15 protein-coding genes are annotated in these 16,027 nt (G+C 62.2%); 9 read left to right on the forward strand and 6 right to left on the reverse strand.

All coding sequences use genetic code 11. From position 1 onward, the window contains the following. Positions 1 to 200 precede the first annotated feature (200 nt). Positions 201 to 2,996, reverse strand: coding sequence for a DNA polymerase I (gene polA / locus HBO19_RS10110; RefSeq protein ID WP_170041977.1), 2,796 nt, complete (start codon positions 2,994 to 2,996; stop codon positions 201 to 203). A gap of 74 nt (positions 2,997 to 3,070) precedes the next feature. Between polA and HBO19_RS10115 the strand changes: the two genes are divergently transcribed. Then, positions 3,071 to 3,361 carry a DUF2782 domain-containing protein gene (locus tag HBO19_RS10115; protein ID WP_104911281.1) on the forward strand — a complete coding sequence of 97 codons (291 nt, stop codon included), beginning with the start codon at positions 3,071 to 3,073 and terminating at the stop codon, positions 3,359 to 3,361. Positions 3,362 to 3,417: 56 nt separating this feature from the next. Beyond that, positions 3,418 to 4,371 (forward strand): homoserine kinase, encoded by a 954-nt coding sequence (locus HBO19_RS10120; protein ID WP_169954118.1) that lies wholly within the window; start codon positions 3,418 to 3,420, stop codon positions 4,369 to 4,371. Between the two features lie 108 nt (positions 4,372 to 4,479). Here HBO19_RS10120 and HBO19_RS10125 read toward each other — a convergent pair whose 3' ends face one another. Further along, positions 4,480 to 5,409, reverse strand: coding sequence for a zinc ABC transporter substrate-binding protein (locus tag HBO19_RS10125; protein WP_169954117.1), 930 nt, complete (start codon positions 5,407 to 5,409; stop codon positions 4,480 to 4,482). Between the two features lie 46 nt (positions 5,410 to 5,455). Between HBO19_RS10125 and HBO19_RS10130 the strand changes: the two genes are divergently transcribed. From HBO19_RS10130 to HBO19_RS10145, 4 genes are read left to right on the forward strand one after another with little or no spacing between them, the layout of a single operon-like run. Next, on the forward strand, positions 5,456 to 5,950 hold the full coding sequence (locus tag HBO19_RS10130) for a Fur family transcriptional regulator (protein ID WP_169851371.1): 495 nt from the start codon (positions 5,456 to 5,458) through the stop codon (positions 5,948 to 5,950). Continuing rightward, positions 5,950 to 6,735, forward strand: coding sequence for a zinc ABC transporter ATP-binding protein ZnuC (gene znuC, locus HBO19_RS10135; protein ID WP_169954116.1), 786 nt, complete (start codon positions 5,950 to 5,952; stop codon positions 6,733 to 6,735). Before HBO19_RS10130 ends, znuC begins: the two co-directional genes overlap by 1 nt. Beyond that, positions 6,728 to 7,516 (forward strand): zinc ABC transporter permease subunit ZnuB, encoded by a 789-nt coding sequence (znuB, locus tag HBO19_RS10140; protein WP_170057445.1) that lies wholly within the window; start codon positions 6,728 to 6,730, stop codon positions 7,514 to 7,516. The genes znuC and znuB overlap by 8 nt, the downstream gene beginning before the upstream one ends. Positions 7,517 to 7,553: 37 nt before the next feature. Further along, a complete protein-coding gene (locus HBO19_RS10145) occupies positions 7,554 to 8,273 on the forward strand; it encodes a PA5502 family lipoprotein (protein WP_170041979.1) in 720 nt (239 codons plus the stop codon). Positions 8,274 to 8,367: 94 nt separating this feature from the next. On the opposite strand, the gene katE is transcribed toward HBO19_RS10145, so the two are convergent. Beyond that, positions 8,368 to 10,539, reverse strand: a complete 2,172-nt coding sequence (gene katE / locus HBO19_RS10150) for a catalase HPII (protein WP_262376969.1) — start codon at positions 10,537 to 10,539, stop codon at positions 8,368 to 8,370. A 235-nt stretch (positions 10,540 to 10,774) separates the two neighbouring features. Here katE and HBO19_RS10155 point away from each other — a divergent pair, with 235 nt between their 5' ends. Genes HBO19_RS10155 through HBO19_RS10165 form a run of 3 tightly spaced genes read left to right on the forward strand, consistent with a single transcriptional unit; the run spans position 10,775 to position 13,296 of the window. Further along, on the forward strand, positions 10,775 to 11,782 hold the full coding sequence (locus HBO19_RS10155; RefSeq protein ID WP_170041980.1) for a methionine ABC transporter ATP-binding protein: 1,008 nt from the start codon (positions 10,775 to 10,777) through the stop codon (positions 11,780 to 11,782). Further along, positions 11,782 to 12,456: a methionine ABC transporter permease gene (locus tag HBO19_RS10160; RefSeq protein WP_169954113.1), complete on the forward strand. Its 675-nt coding sequence runs from the start codon at positions 11,782 to 11,784 to the stop codon at positions 12,454 to 12,456. The genes HBO19_RS10155 and HBO19_RS10160 overlap by 1 nt, the downstream gene beginning before the upstream one ends. A 48-nt stretch (positions 12,457 to 12,504) precedes the next feature. After that, positions 12,505 to 13,296 (forward strand): MetQ/NlpA family ABC transporter substrate-binding protein, encoded by a 792-nt coding sequence (locus HBO19_RS10165; RefSeq protein ID WP_169954112.1) that lies wholly within the window; start codon positions 12,505 to 12,507, stop codon positions 13,294 to 13,296. Between the two features lie 125 nt (positions 13,297 to 13,421). Here HBO19_RS10165 and HBO19_RS10170 read toward each other — a convergent pair whose 3' ends face one another. The 3 genes from HBO19_RS10170 to HBO19_RS10180 are packed head-to-tail and all read right to left on the reverse strand — an operon-like array spanning position 13,422 to position 16,020. Then, positions 13,422 to 14,057 (reverse strand): SCO family protein, encoded by a 636-nt coding sequence (locus tag HBO19_RS10170; RefSeq protein WP_169954111.1) that lies wholly within the window; start codon positions 14,055 to 14,057, stop codon positions 13,422 to 13,424. Next, positions 14,054 to 14,953 (reverse strand): heme o synthase, encoded by a 900-nt coding sequence (gene cyoE, locus HBO19_RS10175; RefSeq protein ID WP_169954110.1) that lies wholly within the window; start codon positions 14,951 to 14,953, stop codon positions 14,054 to 14,056. The genes HBO19_RS10170 and cyoE overlap by 4 nt, the downstream gene beginning before the upstream one ends. Beyond that, a complete protein-coding gene (locus HBO19_RS10180) occupies positions 14,941 to 16,020 on the reverse strand; it encodes a COX15/CtaA family protein (protein ID WP_169954109.1) in 1,080 nt (359 codons plus the stop codon). The genes cyoE and HBO19_RS10180 overlap by 13 nt, the downstream gene beginning before the upstream one ends. Between the last annotated feature and the right edge of the window lie 7 nt (positions 16,021 to 16,027).

Consider the following 16,027-nt stretch of genomic DNA (forward strand, 5'->3'; position numbering starts at 1 on the left):
CCGCTAGGGCGGGGTCCAGATATCTGCCAACACTTAACACAACATAGGAGCATTGAAGGGCTTCACCACCCATTCAGTAACTCTGAGTGACTTTTCATGGGTTAAGTTCCGGCGCCCCGGAAAAACTATTGGAAATAACCCTCGGATATTTCCGATCTATAGGCAACGCTGCGACCTCATGCCGCAGCACTGCCGGATAATCAGTGCGCCTGGTCCCAGTTATCGCCCACGCCGACCTCCACCAGCAGCGGCACATCCAGTTGCGCGGCACTGCTCATGTGCTCGCGAATCTTCTCGCTGACTTCAGCCACCAGGTCCTCACGGACCTCGACCACCAATTCATCGTGCACCTGCAGGATGACCTTGGCGTCGAGCCCCGACTCCGTCAGCCAGTTGTCGACCTTGACCATGGCCTTCTTGATGATATCGGCGGCAGTCCCCTGCATCGGCGCGTTGATCGCGGTGCGTTCTGCGCCTGCGCGCTCCTGCGGCTTGTTGGAGTGAATATCCGGCAAGTACAGGCGGCGCCCGAACAGGGTTTCCACATAGCCCTGGTCGGAAGCCTGGGCGCGGGTGCGCTCCATGTACTCGCGCACCCCTGGGTAGCGGGCGAAGTACACATCTATATAGGCCTTGGCCGTCTTGGTATCGACGCCAATGTCCTTGCCCAGCTTCTGCGCGCCCATGCCGTAGATCAGGCCGAAGTTGATCGCCTTGGCGCTGCGGCGCTGATCGGACGTGACCTCGTCCAGTTCGACCTTGAACACCTCGGCCGCCGTGGCCGTGTGCACATCCAGGTTGTCGCGAAAGGCGTTGAGCAAGCCTTCGTCCTTGGACAGGTGCGCCATGATCCGCAGCTCGATTTGCGAGTAGTCCGCCGCCAGCAGCTTGTAGCCCTTGGGTGCGACGAACGCCTGGCGGATCCGCCGGCCTTCGGCCGTGCGCACCGGGATGTTCTGCAGGTTCGGATCACTGGACGACAGGCGCCCGGTGGCCGCCACCGCCTGGTGATAAGAGGTATGGATACGCCCGGTACGGAGGTTGATCTGCTCGGGCAAACGATCGGTGTAGGTGCTTTTGAGCTTGCTCATGCTGCGGTACTGCATCAGCACCTTGGGCAATGGATAGTCATCTTCGGCCAGTTTGGCCAGTACTTCCTCGGCGGTAGAGGCCTGGCCCTTGCCAGTCTTCTTCAATACCGGCAGCCCGAGCTTTTCGTAGAGGATAGCCCCCAACTGCTTGGGCGAACCCAGGTTGAACTCCTCACCGGCGATCTCGTACGCCTGGCGCTCCAGCTCCACCATCTTGTTGCCCAGCTCGATGCTCTGCACGCCAAGCAACGCTGCATCCACCAGGGCACCCTGGCGCTCGATCCGTGCCAGCACCGGCACCAATGGCATCTCGATATCCGTCAGCACGCTGGCCAGGCTCGGCAGGGCGCAGAGCTGCTCATACAGCGCCAGGTGCAGGCGCAGGGTCACATCGGCGTCTTCGGCGGCGTAGGGGCCGGCCTGCTCCAGGGCAATCTGGTCGAAGGTCAGTTGCTTGGCGCCTTTGCCGGCGATGTCCTGGAAGCTGACGGTGTCATGTTCCAGGTACTTCTTCGCCAGGCTGTCCATGTCGTGACGGGTCGCGGTGGAGTTCAGCACGTAGGATTCGAGCATGGTGTCGAAGGCGATGCCGCGCACGGTGATGCCGTGCGCCGGGTCGCCGCCGATGGCGCAATTGGCCAGGATATTCATGTCGAACTTGGCGTGCTGGCCGACCTTGAGCTTGTTCGGGTCCTCCAGCAGCGGCTTGAGGGCCAACAACACCGTATCGCGATCCAATTGCTCGGGCACGCCGATGTAGGAATGGGTCAGCGGGATGTAGGCCGCTTCGTTGGCCTGCACGGCAAACGAAACCCCCACCAGTTGCGCCTGCTGGGCGTCGACACCGGTGGTTTCGGTATCGAAGGCAAACAACTTGGCGTCATTGAGTTTTTTCAGCCAGACGTCAAAACGGGCCTGGTCGAGGATGGTCTCGTACTGCGCCTGGACCGGGGCCACAGGCGCCTGGGCCTCAACTGCAACCTGAGCCGGTGCAACGTCCGCGGCGGCCTTGAGCTCGACGCGCTTGGCATCGCGCTGAATCTCGTCGATCCAGCTCTTGAACTCCAGCAGGGTGTACAGCTCCAGCAGCTTCTCGCGATCCGGCTCGATCAGGTGCAAGTCTTCCAGGCCAACATCCAGGGGCACGTCGACCTTGATGGTCGCCAACTGGTAGGACAGGAATGCCATCTCTTTATACTCTTCCAGCTTGGCCGGCAGGGTCTTGGCCCCACGGATCGGCAAGGTCGGGACAATATCCAGTTGCTCGTACAGCTCTTTCAGGCCGCCGTTCACACCGACCAATAGCCCCGAAGCGGTCTTAGGACCGATACCTGGAACGCCTGGGATGTTGTCGGAGGAATCGCCCATCAATGCCAGATAGTCGATGATCTGCTCGGGAGCGACCCCAAATTTCTCCTTTACGCCGTCGATATCCATGGCGCTACCGGTCATGGTGTTGACCAAGGTAATGTGCCCATCGACCAGCTGTGCCATGTCCTTGTCACCCGTGGAGATCACCACCGGGCGGTTGGCGGCAGCACTGCTGCGGGCCAGGGTGCCGATCACGTCATCCGCTTCGACGCCTTCGACGCACAGCAGTGGGAAGCCCAGGGCGATCACGCTCTGGTGCAGCGGCTCGATCTGCACGCGCATGTCATCGGGCATGCTCGGACGGTTGGCCTTGTATTCGGCGTACATGTCATCGCGAAATGTCCCGCCCTTGGCGTCGAACACGACCGCGAACGGGCTGTCCGGGTACTGCTTGCGCAGGCTTTTGAGCATGTTCAACACGCCCTTGACCGCACCGGTCGGCAGGCCTTTGGACGTGGTCAACGGCGGCAGCGCGTGGAAGGCGCGGTACAGATATGAAGAACCGTCCACCAGGACGAGGGGGGCTTGGCTCATGAGCAGGATCAACCTTTTCGGCGGGTCTGGCGCTAGAATAGCCGGACCAATGACAACAAAGGGACAAGGTTATCATGCGTACATTCAATCGCCTGCTGTTGACCGGCTTGATTGCACTCGCTCCGATGGCTGCCATGGCGGCAGACGACGCTCCCTCGGGAGACCCGCAAGTCACCATTCGCACGGAAGGCGACAAGACCATCCAGGAATACCGCCAAAACGGTTTCCTGTATGCCATCAAGGTAACGCCCAAGGGCGCACCCCCGTACTTTTTGGTGCGCGCGGACGGAACCGATGCGAACTTCATCCGCTCGGACCAGCCGGATATGCTGATCCCGTCATGGAAGATCTTCGAATGGAAATGATTTCTTAACTTTAATCGGCGCCGCGGCCTGCGGCGCCCGTACTGGCAGTTTTAACCATGTCTGTGTTCACCCCCCTGGCTCGGCCCGAGCTGGAAACCTTTCTCGCCCCTTATGGGCTCGGCCGCCTGCTCGATTTCCAGGGGATTGCCGCTGGTAGCGAAAACACCAACTTCTTTATCAGCCTGGAACAGGGCGAATTTGTCCTGACCCTGGTTGAACGCGGCCCCGTGGACGAAATGCCGTTCTTCATCGAACTGCTGGACGTACTCCACGACGCCGACCTGCCCGTGCCTTACGCCCTGCGCACCACCGACGGCGTGGCCCTGCGCGAATTGGCAGGCAAGCCGGCGCTGCTGCAACCGCGCCTGGCGGGCAAGCACATCAAGGAGGCCAATGCCCAGCATTGCGTGCAAGTGGGTGAATTACTCGCTCACCTGCACCTGGCCACCCAGGGCGACAAGGTGCTGGAACGCAAGACCGATCGCGGGCTGGATTGGATGCTCGACGAGGGCACGCAGCTGATCTCGCACCTCGACGCCCACCAACAGCAACTGTTGCAAATGGCGCTGGATGAAATCCAGCAGCTCAAAGGTCAGATCCTCACGCTGCCACGGGCCAATATCCACGCCGACCTGTTTCGCGACAACGCGATGTTCGAAGGCACCCACCTGACCGGGTTGATCGACTTCTATAACGCATGCTCCGGGCCAATGCTGTACGACGTGGCGATTGCCCTCAATGACTGGTGCTCGGACGCCGCCGGGGTGATCGACGGCCACCGCGCCCGCGCACTGCTGGGCGCCTATGCGGCACTGCGGCCGTTCAGCACCAGGGAAGCCGAGCTGTGGCCGACGATGCTGCGCGTGGCGTGTGTGCGGTTCTGGCTGTCCCGCCTGATTGCAGCAGAGACGTTTGCGGGGCAGGACGTGCTGATTCACGATCCGGTGGAGCTTCAACAGCTGCTGGAACAACGCCAGCAGGTCACCCTCCAGCTGCCGCTCGCCCTCTAACGCTGTGGGAGCGGGCTTGCCCGCGATGAGGCGTGTCAGTCACCTAATGAGCGCCTGATACACCGCCATCGCGGGCAAGCCCGCTCCCACATTGGTTTGGCGGTGTGCCTACAGTGACTCCAGGCACCCTGCCAAATCATTGCCCAACTTCTCCAGCAACTGCTCATACCCCTGGCCCGTGGCCGGGGTGTAGCCGCCCAGGGCATCCAATTCCGCCAGCTTCACCGGCAGGCCAGCCACCAGGGTCTCGGCCAGACGCGGGCGCAAGGGTGGCTCGCTGAACACACAGGTCTTACCCACTTCCTGCAAGCGCGTGCGCATCGCCGCCACATGCTGGGCGCCGGGCTGCACTTCGGCGGCCACGCTGAACACACCGGTGTGCTTGAGGCCGTAGGCATCTTCAAAGTAGTCGAAGGCTTCGTGGAACACGAAGTAAGGCTTGCCGGCGATACCCGCCAGGCGCGCTTTCAAACGCAGGTCCAAGGCATCCAGGCGCCCGTTGAACGCTTGCAGGTTGCTCTGGTAGCGCTCTGCATTGGCGGGGTCAGCCGCGCTCAAGTCCGCCGCCATCCTGGCCGCAATCACCCGCGCATTCACCGGCGACAACCACAAGTGGGCATCCAGGCTGCCAGGGCGATGATCGTGGTCATGGTCGTCGGCTTCTTCGCCATGGGAGTGATTATCTTCGGCGAAATGCCGCAGCTTCAGGCCCGGCAGTTCCTGCACGGCCACCGTGGGCAAGTTGCGACCCTTGAGGACCCGTGGCAGGAAGCCTTCCATGTCCGGACCGATCCAATACAGCAGATCCACCGATTGCACACGCCGTACGTCGGATGGGCGCAATGCATAGTTATGCGGCGAGGCTCCGGGTGGCAATAACACCTCTGGAACCGCCACGCCGTCCTGCACAGCGGCGGCAATCAGCTGTAAGGGTTTGATGCTGGTGAGCACCCGAACCTCGGCCTGGGCAGCCCCGGCAATCAATAAACTGGTGACAAATACGACAAAAACGGCAAAAAGTCGGGACACGATGAGCACTCAAGTCAGCAGGAACGGGTAACATAATAACGTCTCTCACAAATATCTGTCGCCGCTCATGCCTAAAACACCGCTTGCCAGCCGTCCCCACGACCACTCTCACTGCGTGCACAACGCACTGTCGGAGGCCGACGCCCTGTGCGCACGCCAAGGCCTGCGCCTGACCGCCCTGCGCCGGCGAGTGCTGGAACTGGTGTGGCAGAGCCACAAGCCGCTGGGTGCCTACGACATTCTCGGCGTGCTCAGCGAGCAGGACGGGCGCCGCGCCGCGCCGCCCACGGTGTACCGTGCGCTGGACTTCCTGCTGGAAAACGGCCTGGTGCACCGCATCGCCTCGTTGAACGCCTTTGTCGGCTGCAACCACCCGGAGCACGCGCACCAGGGCCAGTTCCTGATCTGCCGCGAGTGCCACGCCGCCATCGAGCTTGAACAAAAAAGCATCAGCGACGCGATTATCAAGAGCGCCGGCGATGTGGGCTTCCGGGTCGAAGGGCAGACCGTCGAAGTGGTTGGCATCTGCTCGGGCTGCCAGGGGGCTTGATGAGCACTGCGCTGATCCGCCTGGAACAGGTCGGCGTCACGTTCGCCGACCAGAACGTGTTGGACAACATTGACCTGAGCGTCGAGCCGGGGCAGATCGTCACCCTGATCGGCCCCAACGGCGCCGGCAAGACCACCCTGGTGCGCGCCGTGCTAGGCCTGCTCAAGCCCGACAGCGGCAGTGTCTGGCGCAAGCCCAAGCTGCGCATCGGCTATATGCCGCAGAAACTGCACGTCGACCCAACCCTGCCGCTGTCGGTGCTGCGCTTCCTGCGCCTGGTGCCCGGCGTGGACCGCACCCGCGCCCTGGCCGCGCTCAAGGAAGTGGGGGCCGAGCAGGTCATCGACAGCCCGGTGCAAAGTATCTCCGGTGGCGAGATGCAGCGCGTGCTGCTAGCCCGGGCCCTGCTGCGCGAGCCCGAATTGCTGGTGCTCGATGAACCGGTGCAAGGCGTCGACGTTGCCGGCCAGGCCGAGCTCTACAGCCTGATCACCCGCCTGCGCGACCGGCATGGCTGCGGCGTGCTGATGGTGTCCCACGATCTGCACCTGGTGATGAGCACTACCGACCAGGTGGTGTGCCTCAACCGCCACGTCTGCTGCTCCGGCCACCCGGAACAGGTCAGCGGCGACCCGGCCTTCGTCGAACTGTTCGGCAAGAATGCGCAGAGCCTGGCGATTTACCACCACCGTCACGATCATGCCCATGACCTGCATGGCGCGGTGGTTGCCGATCCGATCGCCCCTCATACCCACGTCCACGGAGATGGCTGCAAGCATGGCTGATTTTCTGCTCTACGCCCTGCTTGCAGGCTTGGCTTTGGCGCTGGTGGCGGGCCCGTTGGGCTCCTTCGTGGTCTGGCGGCGCATGGCCTACTTTGGCGACACCTTGTCCCACGCGGCCCTGCTCGGCGTGGCCCTGGGCTTTTTGCTGGACGTCAGCCCGACCATCGCGGTAACCGTCGGCTGCCTGCTGCTGGCAGTGCTGCTGGTGACCCTGCAACAGCGCCAGCCCCTGGCCTCGGACACGCTACTGGGGATCCTCGCGCCGAGCACCCTGTCCCTGGGCCTGGTGGTGCTGAGTTTTATGCACGAAGTACGTATCGACCTGATGGCCTACCTGTTCGGCGACCTGCTGGCGATCAGCCCCACGGACCTGGCCTGGATTCTCGGCGGCAGCGCGGCAGTATTGATCCTGCTCGTGGCCCTGTGGCGCCCGCTGCTGGCAATTACCGTCCACGAACAACTGGCCACCGTCGAAGGCTTGCCAGTACCCGCACTGCGCATGACCCTGATGTTGCTGATCGCCGTGGTGATCGCTGTCGCAATGAAGATTGTCGGCGTATTGTTGATCACGTCGCTGTTGATCATCCCCGCCGCAGCCGCCCAGCGTCATGCCCGTTCGCCGGAACAGATGGCGGTTGGCGCCAGTTTGCTGGGGATGCTTGCCGTGTGTGGTGGCCTGACGCTGTCCTGGTTCAAGGACACCCCGGCCGGGCCGTCGATTGTGGTCACGGCCGCCGCACTGTTTCTGCTGAGTTTTGTCCTGCCCCGTCGAGGGGTGTAGACTTGCTCGCTTTTTGCGCAATTAGAGAGTCGCAGGAATGAAGCCGTTCACCTCCCGTTATCTGCTCCTTGCCGCATTTTCCCTGCTGCTGGGCGCCTGCCAAAGCACCCCGCCCGTCGCCCCCGAGGCGCCGGACGCGCGCGCTGCGGCCATTGCACAGCTGGAACAAAACCTGGCCAGCAGTGAGCTGGCTACCGCCGAAGACCAACTGGCGGCCTTGCAGGCCCAATCGCCTGACGATCCGGCGCTGGAGCCTTATCAGCGCCAACTGGCCGAAGCCTATTTGCAGCGCAGCCAGATCGTCCTGCAAAAAGGTGATGTCAACGCCGCCGCTACGGCCTTGAGCCGCGCCCGGGCCCTGATGCCCAAGGCTCCGGCACTGACTGGCGGGGTCAACAGCGCCATCGCCCACGCCCGCAAAGCCGAGCTGGATAAAGCCGAAGCCGCCCTTAAAGCCGCCGAAGCCAAGCCACCGGCCAAGGTCATCGACCCCGCCGCCGAGAGCACCACGGTTGCGCTGAACCTCACGGATATCCAGCAATTGCGCCATCAACTGGATGCCATCGCCACCGATGTGGTGAATTACCAGTGTGACGTGAGCATCCAGGTGCCGCGCACCGAGGATTACCCGTGGCTGAACACGCTGTTGACTAAACGAGTGAAGCGGATTGACTCAGGGTATGACCTGAAGATCCACCGGCAGATTCTCAAACACATACCGGCCCAGGTGGTGCTGATTCCGCGTAAGGCGGACTGACGCCCATCGCCGGCAAGCCGGCCCCCACAGTGCAATACATTTCAACGTGGGAGCCGGCTTGCCGGCGATGAGGCCCTGTCAAACAACCAGAAACTTAAGCCGGAACCGCCTTGGCCCTAGGCTCGCGCTCCCACACCCGATGCTGGGCAATCGCCGCAATAAACGCCTTCAACGCCTTGGCATCACCGCCCACAATCAACCCCGCATCCACCTCCAGCTTCAACACCTCCAGCAACTGCTTCGCCTCACCGGCCAAGGCAATCGCCTTCAAGTGCTTGTAGGCCTCCAGCAGGTAATGCAACGCCACGCCATCGCCGCTCAATGCCTGGATCGACTTCGCCCCGCCCGGCACAAACACCGCATCGAATGCCACCGACGGCAAGCCTTCCATCGACGCGTCCACCGCCAGGCTCTTGCCATCGGCCGTGGTGACCGGCGCCGAGGTCGGCCCGAGCAACTTGGCATGGGCACCTTCTGCGGCCAGCGCCTTTTTCAGCGCGGCAATCGCGGCACCATCCACACCATTGGCGGCCAGGATCGCCACCTTGCGCGTCTTGATATTGCCCGCCAGCAAGTTGGCCTGGCTCAAGGCCGGCGAGCGCTCTGGCGCGGTCTTGCGCACCGGCACGGTGCCTTTTTTCGGTGCCGGCAGGCCCAGGTTCTGCGCTACACGCTTGGCCAGCCCGAGGTCGATATTGGCCAGGATCTCATTGACCTGGCGCGCCCGGATAAACTCACGCTCGACCTTGCCCAGCTCAAAGCTATAGGCCGCGATGATGTGTTCCTGCTCGTGCTTGCTCATGCTGTTGAAAAACAGGCGCGCCTGGGAAAAGTGATCGCCAAAGGACTCACTGCGCTCGCGGATCTTGTGCGCGTCGATACGCTCCGGGTAGGACTCGAAACCACCGTCCTGCGCTGCCGGCGCAGTTTCTTTCGGCCAGCCGCCGTCGATGGAGTTCGGCTCGTACGCGGCACGACCTTTATCGATGGTGCTGCGGTGCATGGCATCGCGCTGGTTGTTATGCAGTGGCGTCAGCGGCTGATTGATCGGCAACTGGTGAAAGTTCGGGCCACCTAGTCGGCTGATCTGCGTATCGGTGTAGGAAAACAGGCGACCTTGCAGCAGCGGGTCATTGGAGAAATCGATACCCGGCACGATATGCCCCGGGCAGAACGCGACCTGTTCGACTTCGGCGAAGAAGTTGTCCGGGTTGCGATTGAGCACCATCTTGCCCAGCGGGGTGATGGGCACCAACTCTTCAGGGATCAGCTTGGTCGGGTCGAGAATATCGAAGTCGAACGCGTGCTCCTTATCTTCCGGAATCACCTGTACGCCCAATTCCCACTCCGGGTAATCGCCCATCTCGATCGCATCCCACAGGTCGCGACGATGGTAATCGGTATCTTTACCGGCCAGCTTTTGCGCCTCATCCCACACCAGGGAGCAGGTGCCCGCCGTCGGACGCCAGTGGAATTTGACGAAGTTGGATTGACCCTCGGCATTCACCAGGCGGAACGTGTGCACCCCAAAACCCTGCATGCTGCGTAGGCTTTTTGGAATGGCGCGGTCGGACATCGCCCAGATCACCATGTGCGCCGATTCCGGCTGCAGCGAGACAAAATCCCAGAAAGTATCGTGGGCCGAGCCGCCGGTAGGAATTTCGTTGTGCGGCTCAGGTTTTACCGCATGCACGAAGTCAGGAAACTTGATCGCGTCCTGAATGAAAAATACCGGCATGTTGTTGCCCACCAGGTCGAAGTTGCCTTCGTCGGTGAAGAACTTCACGGCAAAGCCGCGCACATCACGCACCGTATCGCCTGAACCACGTGGGCCCTGCACCGTGGAAAAGCGCGTGAACACCGGGGTTTTACGGCCAGGGTCACGTAAAAAACCCGCCTTGGTCAGCGCCGAATGGTTTTCATAGGTCTGGAAGTAGCCATGGGCGCCAGTGCCGCGGGCGTGCACGATACGCTCCGGGATACGCTCGTGGTCAAAGTGCGTGATCTTTTCACGCATGATGAAATCTTCCAGCAGCGAAGGCCCACGCGCGCCGACTTTCAACGTGTTCTGGTTATCGGAGATTTTCACCCCCTGATTAGTGCGCAGCGCCTGGCCGGTGGCGTCAGAACGAGACTTCTCCAGGCTTTGCAGCTTGGCATTGGTGTTGCCACGGTCCAGGGTATCGGTGCCTGCAAGCTCGCTCTTGGGCGGCGTAGCGGGTTTTTTGGTACTCATCAGACAAAACTCCTCGTTTGCGTAGGCCAGAGCGGTCCCTGGCTCGTTTGAGCAAAACCCCGGGCACGGCACCCGGGAAATCGAGTTGCTTAAGTAGTGACTGACGGGATTTTTTACCGTTCCTTTTTTATGACCTTTGATCGCGTTATTGCCAAATCGCTGGTTGAATACGAAATAAATGCTAAGAAACACTATACGGACAGGCTAAAATGCGCGCCCGGCTAACCGCTGATCCCTTTTCAATGCGCCCCACAAGGTTCGCTACGTGATCGAGTTTCATAACGTCCATAAAACCTACCGGGTCGCCGGCAAGGATATCCCCGCACTGCATCCCACCAGCCTGCGCGTCGAGAACGGCCAGGTGTTTGGCCTGATCGGCCATTCCGGCGCGGGAAAAAGTACTCTGCTGCGCCTGATCAATCGCCTCGAAGAGCCTTCGGGCGGCCAGATCCAGGTGGATGGCGAAGAAGTCACCGCCCTGGATGCCAACGGCCTGCGCCGTTTCCGGCAGCAGGTCGGGATGATCTTCCAGCACTTCAACCTGCTGGCCTCCAAGACCGTTGCCGACAACGTCGCGCTGCCGCTGACCCTGGCGGGCGAACTGTCGCGCCGCGAGATCGATGCGCGCGTGGCCGAACTGCTGGACCGGGTCGGCCTCGCCGACCACGCCAGGAAGTACCCGGCGCAACTGTCCGGCGGCCAGAAGCAGCGCGTCGGCATTGCCCGTGCCCTGGCCACCAAGCCGAAAATCCTGCTGTGCGACGAAGCCACCAGCGCCCTCGACCCACAGACCACCGCCTCGGTCCTGCAATTGCTGGCCGAGATCAACCGCGAGCTGAAGCTGACCATCGTGCTGATCACCCATGAAATGGACGTGATCCGCCGTGTCTGCGACCAGGTCGCGGTGATGGATGCCGGGGTGATTGTCGAGCAAGGCCCGGTGGCCCAGGTGTTTCTGCACCCCACGCACCCGACCACCAAGCGCTTTGTGCAAGAAGCCGAGCAGGTCGATGAAGGTGAGCAGCGCGATGTGTTCGCCCATGTGCCGGGCCGCATCGTGCGCCTGACGTTCCAGGGCGAAGCGACCTACGCGCCACTGCTGGGTACCGTCGCCCGCGAAACAGGTGTGGACTACAGCATCCTTGCCGGTCGCATCGACCACATCAAAGATACCCCTTACGGGCAACTGACCCTGGCCATCACCGGCGGTGACATGGAAGCGGCGTTCGCGCGCTTTACCGCCGCCGATGTGCACATGGAGGTCCTGCGTTAATGGACGTGCTACTGCATTACTTCGACAACGTCGACTGGGCTGATATCTGGGTGGCCACCAACGACACCCTGCTGATGCTCGGCACCTCGCTGTTTTTCACCGTGCTGGTGGGCCTGCCGCTGGGCATCCTGCTGTTTCTCTTCAGCCCACGGCAGTTGCTGGAGCAGAAAACCACCTATGCCGCCCTGGCCTTCGTGGTCAACGCCATACGTTCGCTGCCGTTTATCATTCTGCTGATCGTGATGATCCCGACGACCGTGTTCCTCACGGGCACTTCGCTGGGCGTGGCCGGCGCGATTCCACCGCTGGTGGTAGGCGCTTCGACGTTCTTCGCGCGGCTGGTGGAAACCGCCCTGCGCGAGGTCGATCGCGGCATCATCGAGGCGACCCAGGCCATGGGCGCGACCACCCGGCAGATCATCACCAAGGCGCTGCTGCCCGAGGCAAAGCCGGGCATCATTGCTGCAATCACCGTGACCGCCATTGCCCTGGTGGGCTACACCGCCATGGCGGGTGTGGTGGGTGCCGGTGGCCTGGGCGACCTGGCGATCCGGTATGGCTACCAGCGTTTCCAGGATGACGTCATGGTCGTGACCGTGGTGATGTTGATTGTGCTCGTGCAGATTCTGCAAACCATCGGCGATAAGCTGGTGACCCACTATTCTCGAAAATAACGGCCATTGCCGGCCCCCGCCGGCATGCCCGAACAAGGAGCTTGTTGGATGAAAAAACTACTGGTTGCTTTCGCCGCGGTTGCCGCATTTTCCGCCCACGCCGCCGAGACCCTGACGGTCGCCGCGACCCCGGTGCCGCACGCTGAGATCCTTGAGTTCGTGAAGCCGGCCCTGGCCGCGCAAGGCGTGGACCTGAAGGTCAAGGTGTTCACCGACTACGTGCAGCCGAACGTACAAGTGGCCGAAAAACGCCTGGACGCCAACTTCTTCCAGCACCAGCCGTACCTGGATGAGTTCAACAAGGCCAAGGGCACCCACCTGGTGAGCGTCGCCGGCGTGCACCTGGAGCCGCTGGGCGCGTACTCCAGCAAGTACAAGAGCCTGGCCGAGCTGCCGAACGGCGCCAACGTGGTGATCCCCAACGACGCCACCAACGGCGGCCGCGCGCTGTTGCTGCTGGCCAGCAAGGGCCTGATCACCTTGAAGAACCCGACCGATATCCTGTCGACCATCAAGGACATCACCGGCAACGAAAAAGGCCTGAAATTCCGCGAACTGGAAGCCGCCACCCTGCCGCGCGTGCTGACCCAGGTCGACCTGGCCCTGATCAACACCAACTACGCCCTGGAAGCCAAGCTGGACCCGTCCAAGGATGCCCTGGCGATCGAAGGCAACGACTCGCCTTACGTCAATATCCTGGTGACCCGCGAGGACAACAAGGATTCGGACGCGGTGCAAAAACTGGTCAAAGCCCTGCACACTCCGGAAGTGAAGAAATTCATCAACGAGAAGTACAAAGGCGCGATCCTGCCGGCGTTTGATCTGAAAGACGATCTCTGAAGCCGAGCAAAGCAAAATGTGGGAGCTGGCTTGCCTGCGATCGCGGTGGGTCAGCAACCAAGAGGCTGGCTGACCTGACGCTATCGCAGGCAAGCCAGCTCCCACACTTGATCTGTGTTGTCAGCTCAGTTGCGCTGCAACAACCCGGGCAACTGCGCCACCAGCTTCTGGTTATTCAACGGCGCACGGATAAACCCGCGCTGGCTGCCATCCGGGCCGATCAATGCCAGGTTGCCGCTGTGGTCGACGGTGTAGTTCGGCTTGCTGGTGTCGGCCGGAATGAACGGAATGCTCACCGCATTCGAGACCTTCTGCACATCCTCCACATTCGCCCCGGTCAACCCTGCAAATTGCGGATCGAAGTAGCTCAAGTACTGTTTGAGCTGGGTCGGGGTATCGCGATGCGGGTCAACGCTGACCAGGATCACCTGCAGCTTATCCACCACGTCCTTGGGCAGCTCGCTCTTGATCTGCCGCAGTTGGGCCAGGGTGGTCGGGCAGATGTCCGGGCAGAAGGTGTAGCCAAAGAACAGCACGCTCCACTTGCCCTTCAACTCATTGACCAGCACCGGCTGGCCGTCCTGGTTGGTCATGGTCACGGGCGGCAGCTGGCGGCTTTGCGGCAGCAGGATAATGCCCGCGTCGATCAATGCCGTAGGGTCGCCCTGGCCCTTGCCAGACAGCACTTTGTTGACGGTCAGGCCCATGATCAACGCCACGACGGCCACCAGGATAAAGACAGTTTTTTGAGTTCGAGTCATAGGTTCAACAATAAGTAGTGGTCTACGAGCAGGGCGATAAATAGCAAAAACAGGTACCAGATAGAGTACTTGAAGGTATTGATCGCCGCGTGCGGCCGACTGCCACGGTACAGCACCCAGGCCCATTGCAGAAAGCGCGCACCCAGAACCAGCGCACAACCGAGGTACAACAGCCCGCTCATGTGGATCACATAGGGCATCAGGCTCACCGCCAGCAGCGCGAAGGTGTACAGCAGGATATGCACCTTGGTGTAGTGCTCGCCGTGGGTCACCGGCAGCATCGGGATATCGGCCTTGGCGTACTCCTCCTTGCGATGGATGGCCAGGGCCCAGAAGTGCGGCGGGGTCCAGGCGAAGATGATCAGCACCAGCAGCAACGGCTCGGCGCTCACATGGCCGGTGACCGCCACCCAGCCGAGCAACGGCGGCGCCGCGCCGGCCAGGCCGCCGATCACGATGTTCTGCGGCGTCGCCCGCTTGAGAAAACCGGTGTAGATCACCGCATAGCCCAGCAGCGAGGCCAGGGTCAGCCAGGCCGCCAACGGGTTGGTAAACGCCAGCAGCAACGCCAGCCCGGCCACCGCCAGCGCCAGGGCAAACGTCAGCGCGGCAGCCGGGGAAACCCGGCCTTCAGCCAACGGCCGCTTGTGGGTGCGCGCCATCAGCGCGTCGATGCGCCGGTCCACCACATGGTTGACCGCTGCGGCGCCACCGGCACACAGGGCAATCCCCAGGTTGCCGAAGATCAGCACCGGCCACGGCACCCCGGCGCGGGTGGCGAGAAACATGCCCACCAGCGACGTAATCAGCATCAGCACCACCACCTTGGGCTTGGTCAGCTCCAGGTAGTCACGCCAGATAGCCTGGCCGGGACGCTCGCCAATCAAGGTCGCCATGGCATCTCTCCTTTAAGGGTGATCAGGCCCGCAACCTGTTTGCGCGGGCTGAAGCGCCAACCGAACGGCACTTGGTGGCGGACCCGCACCAGGCTGGTACGGGCGTGGTAATTGACCAGCACCAGGGTCAGCAACAACGCTGCGCCGCCAGCGTTATGGGCGACCGCCACCGGCAGCGGCAAATGAAAGTACACATTGCTCAGGCCCAGGCCGATCTGCACGGCCAGGGCAACCAGCAGCAGGCCCGCCAGGCGGGTCATGCCCACCGCCTTGAGCTGCCAGGCCAGGCCCAGCAGCGCCACAGTCACCACCAGCGCGCCCAGGCGATGGGTCAGGTGAATCGCCGTGCGTGCATCACTGTCCAGTTGCCCGCCCAGGTAGTTGGGGCCGATATGCTGGGTCAGGTGAAAGCCATTGGCAAAGTCCGCTGCCGGCCACCACTCACCATGACAGGTCGGCAAATCGATACAGGCCACCGCCGCATAGTTGGAACTGACCCAGCCACCGAGGGCGATCTGCCCGATCACCAGCACCAGGCCGGCCGTGGCCCAATACTGCAGGCGCCGGGGCACGATCAGCGCCGGCAACACCCCGGACAAACGCAGGGTCAGCAGAAACAACAGGCTCAAGGTCGCGAAGCCACCCAGTAAATGCCCGGTGACCACCTGCGGCCACAGCTTGAGCGTCACCGTCCACATGCCAAAGGCCGCCTGGGCGAGCACCACCGCCAGCAGGAACAACGGTAGCTTCAAGGGCTGCCCCGGATGCCGGCGATGAGTCCAGGCGCGGGTGGCCAACAGCGCGATCAGCAGCCCCAGGGTGCCTGCTGCATAGCGATGGATCATCTCGTTCCAGCCCTTGTCGGCCTCCACCGGCGTGTCCGGGAAGTGCAACTCGGCATGGGCCAACTGGGCCTCGCTTTTCGGCACGCTGATAAAGCCATAGCAACCCGGCCAGTCGGGGCAACCGAGACCGGCATGGGTCAGGCGCGTGTAGGCGCCCAAAAGCACCACAATCAGCGCCAGCAGGGTGGCAAACAGCGCGAGGCGAAATCCAGGTTTGGCCATGACGATG

Source organism: Pseudomonas sp. WS 5021 (assembly GCF_012985535.1).
Lineage (GTDB): Bacteria > Pseudomonadota > Gammaproteobacteria > Pseudomonadales > Pseudomonadaceae > Aquipseudomonas.